The 8,730-nt window shown below is 72.4% G+C and carries 7 protein-coding genes and 1 pseudogene; 5 read left to right on the forward strand and 3 right to left on the reverse strand.

All coding sequences use genetic code 11. The annotated features are described in order from the left end of the window. Positions 1-10 precede the first annotated feature (10 nt). The gene (locus tag PSR1_RS23905; protein WP_237758158.1) at positions 11-121 is read left to right on the forward strand and encodes a hypothetical protein; all 111 of its coding nucleotides are present in this window, start codon (positions 11-13) and stop codon (positions 119-121) included. 53 nt (positions 122-174) lie between these two features. Here PSR1_RS23905 and PSR1_RS19465 read toward each other — a convergent pair whose 3' ends face one another. Beyond that, positions 175-663, reverse strand: coding sequence for a hypothetical protein (locus PSR1_RS19465; protein ID WP_059439079.1), 489 nt, complete (start codon positions 661-663; stop codon positions 175-177). 306 nt (positions 664-969) lie between these two features. Here PSR1_RS19465 and gltA point away from each other — a divergent pair, with 306 nt between their 5' ends. Beyond that, positions 970-4,005, forward strand: coding sequence for an NADPH-dependent glutamate synthase (gltA, locus tag PSR1_RS19470; RefSeq protein WP_059439080.1), 3,036 nt, complete (start codon positions 970-972; stop codon positions 4,003-4,005). Between the two features lie 106 nt (positions 4,006-4,111). Here gltA and PSR1_RS19475 read toward each other — a convergent pair whose 3' ends face one another. Continuing rightward, positions 4,112-5,497, reverse strand: coding sequence for a lipopolysaccharide biosynthesis protein (locus PSR1_RS19475; protein ID WP_059439081.1), 1,386 nt, complete (start codon positions 5,495-5,497; stop codon positions 4,112-4,114). Positions 5,498-5,727: 230 nt separating this feature from the next. On the opposite strand from PSR1_RS19475, the gene PSR1_RS19480 reads away from it, so the two are divergent. From PSR1_RS19480 to PSR1_RS24700, 3 genes are read left to right on the forward strand one after another with little or no spacing between them, the layout of a single operon-like run. Then, the gene (locus tag PSR1_RS19480) at positions 5,728-7,476 is read left to right on the forward strand and encodes a PKD domain-containing protein (RefSeq protein ID WP_059439082.1); all 1,749 of its coding nucleotides are present in this window, start codon (positions 5,728-5,730) and stop codon (positions 7,474-7,476) included. A gap of 44 nt (positions 7,477-7,520) precedes the next feature. Then, positions 7,521-7,700, forward strand: a complete 180-nt coding sequence (locus PSR1_RS24695; RefSeq protein ID WP_059439083.1) for a hypothetical protein — start codon at positions 7,521-7,523, stop codon at positions 7,698-7,700. Between the two features lie 12 nt (positions 7,701-7,712). After that, positions 7,713-8,507: a hypothetical protein gene (locus PSR1_RS24700; protein ID WP_059439084.1), complete on the forward strand. Its 795-nt coding sequence runs from the start codon at positions 7,713-7,715 to the stop codon at positions 8,505-8,507. Here PSR1_RS24700 and PSR1_RS25040 read toward each other — a convergent pair. Further along, a pseudogene (locus PSR1_RS25040) lies at positions 8,399-8,730 on the reverse strand (Ig-like domain-containing protein); the annotation flags it as partial. The gene PSR1_RS24700 and the pseudogene PSR1_RS25040 sit on opposite strands and share 109 nt — an antisense overlap.

Genomic DNA, 8,730 nt, shown 5'->3' on the forward strand with positions numbered 1-8,730 from the left:
CGAGGGCAGGGTGCACGGGGCCATCGCGCTGCTGCGCCGGGCCCTCGCCATCGCCCCTGGCGATCCGGAGATCGCCGGCGTGCTCGGCCGGCTCGCGTTCGACGGCCGGCGCACCGCCTGAGCGCGGGCGGCGGCACCCCGGCGCGCGGGACGCTCCCGGCGCCTCGGGCCGGATCAGCGCCTCGCGCGCGAGGCGCGCCGCATCTCTTCCGCCCAGCGCGGCCCCTCGGCCCCGAGCTCCTCCTCGCCGATCTCGAACACCGTGCCCTCCGTGGTGGAGAGGATGGCGAGCGTGAGCGTGGGCATCCGCTTGCCGCCGACCGGCTCCTCGCGCAGGACGAACAGGCGCATGTCCTTCGGCGCGCGGTGCTCCGCCGCCTCGGCCATGAGGGCCATCGCCTCGCGGAACTCCGGGTAGCGGCGCTCGAAGGCGGCGCGGTCGAGCGCGGGCGCGGACAGCGCCTTCGCGTACCAGGCCGTCACCTTCGCGGCCGGATCGGACGTGACGAACGTGCAGCACTCGGGCGTCTCGCCCGGCTCCGGCGGCAGCGTGAGCAGGCGAGCGCCCGGATAGACCGGGATGGTGCGGTCGGCGGCGTGGGCCTGCGGCGCGGGAACCGCCGCGGCCAGCGCCGCGGCGGCGGCGATGCGAAGGACGTTCATGATCTCCCCTGGGCCCGCCGGAGGCGGCGGGCGGCGCGGCATTCTCCACGGGCGGCCGGGCGGCGGGCCCGCCCGCAGGGGCCGCTGGCCGGCGATCCCGGCCGCCTGTCCGAGGCGGCAGCGCGCCGGCCGCGCGCCCCGCGCCGCCCCCGGGGGCGAACGGTCGCAATGTGGACCGATCCAATCGGCAATTCTCTTGAAATTTCGCGGGTGTCTCCCTTGACGCCCTCCACGGGGGGCTGATACCAAGCGCAGGCCGAAACCGTACCTCCCCCCACTCCAACTGCACGGAGGGATTGGTTCCCGATGTACTCGATCCTTCGCCGCGAAGCGTTCTCCGACGTGACCTTCCTGTGGGAGGTCTACGCCCCCGATGTCGCCGCCTCCGCCCAGCCCGGGCACTTCGTCATGCTCCGGCTGCACGAAGGGTCCGAGCGCATCCCCCTCACGGTCGCCGACTTCGACCGCGAGAAGGGCACCATCACGATGGTCATCCAGGCGCTCGGCAAGACGACGCGCGAGATGATGACCAACTACAAGGCGGGCGACACGTTCGACGACTTCGTCGGCCCGCTCGGCCTGCCCCAGCACATCGACAACGCCGGCCACGTGGTGCTCGTCGGCGGCGGCCTGGGCGTCGCGCCGGTGTACCCGCAGCTCCGCGCCTTCAAGGAGGCGGGCTGCCGCACCACCGGCATCATCGGCTTCCGGAACAAGGACCTGGTGTTCTGGGAGAAGAAGTTCGGCAAGTACTGCGACGACCTCATCGTCTGCACCGACGACGGCTCCTACGGGAAGCCGGGCTTCGTCACGCAGGCGCTGAAGGAGGTCTGCGAGAAGGACAAGCCGGACCTCGCCATCGCCATCGGCCCGCTGCCGATGATGAACGCCTGCGTCGAGACCACCCGCCCGTTCGGCGTGAAGACCATGGTCTCGCTGAACGCGATCATGGTGGACGGCACCGGCATGTGCGGCTCCTGCCGCGTGACGGTCGGCAAGGACGTGAAGTTCGCCTGCGTGGACGGCCCGGACTTCGACGGCCACCAGGTGGACTTCAAGGAGCTCCTCGCGCGCCAGCGCCGCTTCAAGAGCCAGGAGACCCGCGCGAACGAGGACTACGCGCACGTCTGCAACCTCGAGAAGCAGCTCTTCGAGGAGGAGAAGCGCAACTACAAGAAGCTGAAGGAGCTGGTGCCGACGCAGACGAAGATGCCGGAGCGCGACCACGTCGAGCGCGCGCGGAACTTCAAGGAGGTCAACCTGGGGTACTCGCTCCAGGACGCCCTCGGCGAGGCCGAGCGCTGCATCCAGTGCGCGAAGCCCACCTGCATCGCCGGCTGCCCGGTCCAGATCGACATCCCGCGCTTCATCCGCCACGTGGTGGTGCGCGACCTCGAGGGCGCCCTCGAGGTGATCAACGAGGCCTCCATCTTCCCGTCGGTCTGCGGCCGCGTCTGCCCGCAGGAGACGCAGTGCGAGGCCCAGTGCATCATCGCGAAGAAGATGGAGTCGGTCGGCATCGGCCGCCTCGAGCGCTTCGTCGGTGACAACGCCCGGCCGAAGCCGGTGGTCCCGCCCCGCTTCGACAGGAAGCTCGGCAAGGTGGCGGTGTGCGGCTCCGGCCCCGCCGGCCTCGCCGCCGCGGCCGACCTGGTGAAGTTCGGCTGCGACGTGACCGTGTACGAGGCGCTCCACGTGGTCGGTGGCGTGCTCCGCTACGGCATCCCGTCCTTCCGTCTCCCGCGCGACATCATCGACCGCGAGGTGAACAAGCTGGTCGAGATGGGCGTGAAGATCGAGACCAACAAGGTCATCGGCAAGACCTTCACCGTCCCGCAGCTGCTGGGCGAGAAGGGCTTCGACGCCGTGTTCCTCGGCGTCGGCGCCGGCGCGCCGCAGTTCCTCGGGATCCCGGGCGAGTTCGCGGGCCAGGTGTACTCGGCCAACGAGTTCCTCACCCGCGTGAACCTGATGGGCGGCGACAAGTTCCCGTTCCTCGACACCCCCATCTCGCTCGGCAAGAGCGTGGTGGTGATCGGCGCCGGCAACACCGCCATGGACTGCCTGCGCGTCGCCAAGCGGCTCGGCGCGCCGACGGTGCGCTGCGTCTACCGGCGCAGCGAGGCGGAGGCCCCGGCCCGCATCGAGGAGCTGCGGCACGCGAAGGAGGAGGGGATCGACTTCTTCTTCCTCCACACGCCGGTGGAGATCTACACCGACGCCGAGGGCAGCGTCCGGGGCATGAAGGTGGAGGAGATGGAGCTGGGCGCGCCCGACGACAAGGGCCGCCGCAAGCCCATGTCCACCGGCCGGTTCAAGGACCTCGAGTGCGACACCGTCATCTACGCGCTCGGGACCAAGGCGAACCCGATCATCACGCAGTCCACCCCCGGCCTCGGCCTCAACAAGTGGGGCAACATCGCGGCGGACGACGGGAAGCTCGAGTCCACCCAGGCCACCACGCTCCCGGGCGTGTTCGCCGGCGGTGACATCGTGACCGGCGGCGCCACCGTGATCCTGGCCATGGGCGCCGGCCGCCGCGCCGCGCGCTCCATCGCGACCTACCTGACGAACGGCAAGAAGTGGCCGCTCACGCAGGAGGAGGTGGCCGCGTTCCAGCCCATGGCGCAGTCCGGCGCCGCGCCGGCCGCACAGGCCGGCCTCCACACCCACGCCGGCGCCGTCGCGGCCGGGGCGGAGACCGCGGTGAAGACCTGCCCGAAGTGCCGCCGCCCGATCGAGGGCGACGAGGAGTACGTCTGCTGCGGCACCGCGCAGCTGCAGTGGCGCTGCGACGACTGCGGCAAGGTGAGCGAGGGCTTCGCGTTCCCGTACGGCATGTGCCCGGCCTGCGGCGGCAAGCTCCAGGTCACCGACCCGCGCAAGGTCGAGGAGGTCAAGGCGCTCGAGGCCATCCGGCTCGCGTTCGAGATCGAGCTCGGCGGCATGGCGTTCTACGCGAAGGCCGCCAAGGACTCGAAGGAGCCGGTGCTCAAGGCGCTCTTCGAGAAGTTCGCCGGGATGGAGCAGGAGCACATGGCGACGCTGACGCGCCGCTACCACGCCCAGGCGCCGTCGCCGACCGAGGGCTTCAAGATCGAGCGCGCGGCGCTGTTCGCCGGCCTCGAGAACCGGCCCGAGGATCCGGGCAACCTGTTCCGGATCGCGATCGGCTTCGAGCAGCGCGCGGTGAAGTTCTTCACCGAGCGCGGCGCCGCCGCCCCGGAGGGCTCGCCCGAGAAGCAGCTGTACAAGGAGCTCGCCGCCGAGGAGCGCGAGCACGTGGACCTGCTCACCACCGAGTACGAGCGGTGGAAGCAGGGCAAGCCCGGACTGCTGTAGGCCCTCCGCGCCGGCGGAGACCGTGACGAGGCCCCGGGGGTCCAGCCCCCGGGGCCTTTCCATCTCGGGGGACGGGGGGACGAGGCCTGCGGCGCGCCGGGCCGGCTCACTTCCGCCGGATCTCGCCGAGCACCGGCAGGTCCAGCGTCCGCTCGACCTGCCACCGCTGCATGATGCGCCCGCGCACGATGTCCGGCGCTGCCGCCGCGGCGATTCCGAGGCCGAGCGAGAGGAGCAGCCCGGCGATCGCGATCTCGAACCGGCTGTTGCCGTACGGCGTCTGTGGGACCTGCGGCGGCCAGACCACGTTGTAGCGGTACTTGAACGCGGCGCGCGCCGCATCGAGCTCCACCTGGGCGGCGCCGAGCCGCTGGTTCATCTGTTCATACTGGGCGCGCGCCTCGATCACCCGCGGGTCGTCGGTCATGCGCGAGCTCTCCGCGGCGGGCGGCTGCGGCGCGAGCGCCGCGGCGGTGGCCGACGTCCCCTCGCGCGCGGCGCGCTCGACGACCTGTGCGCGGAGCTTGCGCTCCTCCTCGCGCAGGGTCCCGACCTGCGGCGACTCGCGCGACACCGCCGCGAGCTCCTGGCGCAAGCCGATGACGGTCGGGTGGGCCTCCGAGAGCGCGTTCAGCGCCTGGTGGAGCTGCGCGTCCACCTCGGCGATGCGCCGGCGCCTGAAGTTCTCCACGTCCTCGATGGCCCGCTGCTTCGACGCGAGCAGCGACTGCAGCCGCACGAGCTCCTCGCTCGGGCCCGTCGACACCGGGGACGACGGGGCCCGGACCGCCGCCGGACGACGGTGCTGCACGTCGACCATGACATCGTCGAGGTTCTTCCGGAGGACGGCGGCGCGCCCGCGCAGGACCGAGATGATCTCGTCGAGGGCCGTCACCTCCTGGACGTGGCGGGACTCGAGGAAGTTCTGCAGCGCGGCCTGGACCACCGCGTGAGCCTGTCGCGGGTCCGGCCAGTCGAGCTTGATGGTGATGGTCCCTTCCTCCGTGCTGACCTCGAGCTCCTTGTCGAGCACCAGCACCAGCCGATCCACCGGGTCGGCCGGCGCCCCGGCGCGGCCGATGCCGAGCGCGCGCTTCACCCGCGCGCGCAGGTCGGGCTCCTCTACCGCAAGGCCGGCGGAGACGAGATTCGTCTCCTTCACGATCGCGACGAGGTTCTCGCGCCGGTGGACGATCTCCCACGCCGACCGGGTGGGGAGGTCCTCGAAGCCTGCACGCGCGGCGGACGGGAGCGCGCTCGAGCGCTGGGCCAGGATCGTCGTGTAGACGCGGTACATGGGCTTCCGCGTGACGGCGAACGCGATGCTCGCGCCGAACGCGACCACGAACACCGCGACAGCCAGGACCTTGCGGCGCCGCGCCGCGCGCACGGCGAGCGTCAGCCAGTCGAGCGGCGTGACCTTCGGCCCCCGGGTAGCCCCGGCGCCGTCGTAGTCCGAGCCGTCGGTGAGCCGAGGAAAGTCCGGCGTCATCGGTTCCCAGTCCCTTCCGACGGCACCACAGGCGCCGCCACGCCGAGCCATGCCCGGACCGCGAATGCCCCGCGATGATAAACCCCCGCGCCATCCGCGTGCGAGTCGGAGGAGCGTGGGGGACCCGCGCAGGCGCGCTGCGCGCCGCGGGCCGCCGTCCAGCTGTGCTACGGTGGGCCGGGATCGGCGTGCGGCGGGGCTGCGACGATTCGCCGGTCACGGGGGAGGCAATGCGGGGCTCGATCGCGAGGCGCGCCACGCTGGCTGCGCTGGTGGTGACGCTCGCGGTGCCCGGAGCGCCAGGAGCGAGCGGGACCGCACCGGCCCCGGCGGCGCCGATGACGGCGGCGAACCGGGTGGCGGGTGTGGCTCCGCTCGCGGTGTTCTTCGACGCCGTGGACACGCAGCCCGAGGGACCGGCATCGCCGTTCACGTGGCGGAGCGGCGTCGTCCAGCCCGCCGATCCGGAGGCGGCCGAGTACGTGTGGGACTTCGGCGACCCCGGCGCCGGCGCCTGGCGCACCACCGGCCTGAGCCGCAACACGGCCACGGGATACACCACCGCGCACGTGTACGAAGCCCCGGGCACGTACACGGCCACGCTCACCGTGACCGACGCGGGCGGGACCCGCCGGACCTACCGGCAGCAGATCACCGTCTCGGCACCCGCGGGCAAGACCTACTACGTCGCCGCGGGCGGGAACGACGGGAACGCCGGCACCAGCCCTGATGCGCCGTTCGCCACGTTCGCGCGCGGGTTCGCTGCGGTGAACGGCGGTCCTGGCCGGCGCCTGCTGCTCCGCCGCGGGGACACCTTCACCACCGTGGGCGTCACGCTGACCGCGCCGGGGCCGGGGATCATCGGGGCCTACGGCGAGGGTGCGCGGCCGGTGCTGAGGGTGACCGGCGTGGACGGAGGGCTCATCGTCCGCGCCCCGGACTGGCGCCTGATGGACCTGGAGCTGGTCGGCCCGGGGGCCGCGGTGGACCAGGCGGCGGCGGTGGGCTACTCCAACGTCGTCCAGACGGTGAACGCGCTCGTGCTCCGCGTGCGCTCCACGGGCTTCCGCGTCGGGCTCGGGAACGGCGACTGGAAGCCCATCTACGCCACCCCGCACGACGGCAACGCCTGGGTGGAGTGCGAGGCCACGGCGGAGCAGTCGGGCGGCATGTACGTGGGTGGCCGCCGCCTCGCGATCCTGGGCAACGACCTGCACGACATGACGAGCACGCACGCCCTCCGGGTGTGGCAGGCGCACAAGGCGGTGATCGCGCACAACCGCCTGTGGAATCCGGGCGGGACGCGCCACGCCCTCAAGCTGCACGGCCCGGCGCATGGCGATGGGCGCCCGGAGACGCGGTGGGTGACCGTGGCGGACAACCGGGTGCGCGGCCGCGTGTGGTCGATGGCCATCGGGCCACAGGACGCGGAGAACGACGAGCGGGTGAGCCACGTCGTCGTCGAGCGGAACATCACCAGCGGCGAGGCGAGCGTCCAGGTGGACCTGACGATCTGGGCGCGAGACGTGATGGTCCGGAACAACGTCTTCGACGGGACCGGCGCGGCGAAGTACTACACCGCCGTTCTCGTCGGCCGCCGCGGTTTGGAGCCCGAACCCGAGGACGTGCGCGTCGTCAACAACACGATGGTGCGGAGGGACGCGGCCGACGAGTTCGCCGTCATTCGCGTCGAGCGCTCCGCAGCGCGGGTGACGCTTCGGAACAACCTCGCGAGCGCACCGCTGTGCAGGGAGCCGGCGATCGTCGGGGGTGTTGCTGGGCAGGGCCTGACCCAGGATCACAACCTGCTCACGGCGTTGCCAGGGTTCACCGATCCCGAGCGCGGAGATTACACGCTCGGGCCGCGCTCGCCCGCCGTGGACGCAGGCGCCCCCCTGGTCGAGGTACGCGGCGACTTCCTGCGCACCGCTCGCCCGCGCGGCACTGCGTACGACCTGGGCGCCTACGAGTCCCGCTGAGGCCGTCAGCGCGTCACCGCAAGACGCTGAGCTTCGCCGACTTCGTGATCCCGCCGCCGCTCGCGGAGATCGACGACGAGGTGCTGGAGGTCACGGGGACGGTGGCGATGGGGAACGTCGCCGAGGTGGCGCCGCCGGGTACCGTGACGGACGCCGGCACCGTGGCGACCGCGGGCCGGCTGCTCGCGAGCGTGACCGGGAAGCCCGCCGCCGGTGCGGGGTAGGTCAGCGTCACGGTGCCGGTGGACGCCGAGCCGCCCACCACGGTGCTCGGGTTCAGGCTCACGCCGGACGGCCCGATCACGCGCACCGAGAGCGACGCGGTGGCCGCGATCCCCGCGTGCGTCGAGGTGATCGTCACGCTCCGGGAGGAAGTGACCGTGCTCGTGGACACCGGGAACGTCACCGCCGTGGCGCCCGCGTCGATCGTCACGGCGGCCGGGACCGTCGCGACGGCCACGTTGTTGCTCGAAAGCGCCGACGTGATCGGGACGGTCACGGGGCCGCTCAGCGAGAGCGTGCCGGTGGCGAGGTTGCCGCCCCCGACGATCGCCGGCGCGAGGCTCAGGCTCACCGCGCGGATGGTGAGCGTCGCGGACCGCGCCACGCCGCCGCCGCTCGCCGAGATCGAGGCGACCGTCTCGGTCGTGATGCGCGCGGAGCCGACCGGGAATGTGGCGCGGGTCGCGCCGGCGGGCACGGTCACGCTTGCCGGTACGGTCGCGGCGCCGCTCGAGCTGCTCAGCTGGACCGTGGTTCCGGACGGGCCTGCCGGCCCCGTCAGCGCGACCTCCCCGGTGGTGCCGTCGCCCTCGACAACCGCGGTAGCCGCGAGCGTCACGGATTGGAGTACCGGGGCCGTCACGGTGAGCGTGGCGGAGCCGATCACGCCGGAGAGCGTGGCGGTGATGGTGGTGGTGCCGGCGGCGAGCGCGGACGCGAGGCCCGTCGCGCTGATCGAGGCCGTGGCAGGAGCAGAGGACGTCCAGGTCACCTGCGTGGTGAGGTCGCGCGTCGAGCTGTCGGAGTAGGTGCCGGTGGCCGTGAACTGCTGGGTGCCGCCGGCGGGGACGGACGGGTTGGCTGGTGCGACCGCGATCGATGCCAGCGTCGCGGGGGTGACCGTAAAGGTCGTGGAGCCGGTGACCCCGGAGAGCGTGGCGGTGATGGTGGTGGTGCCTGCGGCGAGCGCGGAGGCGAGGCCGGTCGCGGAGATGGTCGCGGTGGCAGGCACCGACGACGTCCAGGTGACCT

The sequence above is a fragment of the Anaeromyxobacter sp. PSR-1 genome, from assembly GCF_000964525.1.
In the GTDB taxonomy this organism is placed as follows: Bacteria; Myxococcota; Myxococcia; order Myxococcales; family Anaeromyxobacteraceae; genus Anaeromyxobacter.

What these genes read in the sequence shown, in the direction of transcription:
- PSR1_RS19480 (WP_059439082.1), top strand. Translation starts at nt 5,728, where the DNA reads ATGCGGGGCTCGATCGCGAGGCGCGCCACGCTGGCTGCGCTGGTGGTG.
- PSR1_RS19475 (WP_059439081.1), bottom strand. Translation starts at nt 5,497, where the DNA reads ATGACGCCGGACTTTCCTCGGCTCACCGACGGCTCGGACTACGACGGC.
- gltA (WP_059439080.1), top strand. Translation starts at nt 970, where the DNA reads ATGTACTCGATCCTTCGCCGCGAAGCGTTCTCCGACGTGACCTTCCTG.
- PSR1_RS19465 (WP_059439079.1), bottom strand. Translation starts at nt 663, where the DNA reads ATGAACGTCCTTCGCATCGCCGCCGCCGCGGCGCTGGCCGCGGCGGTT.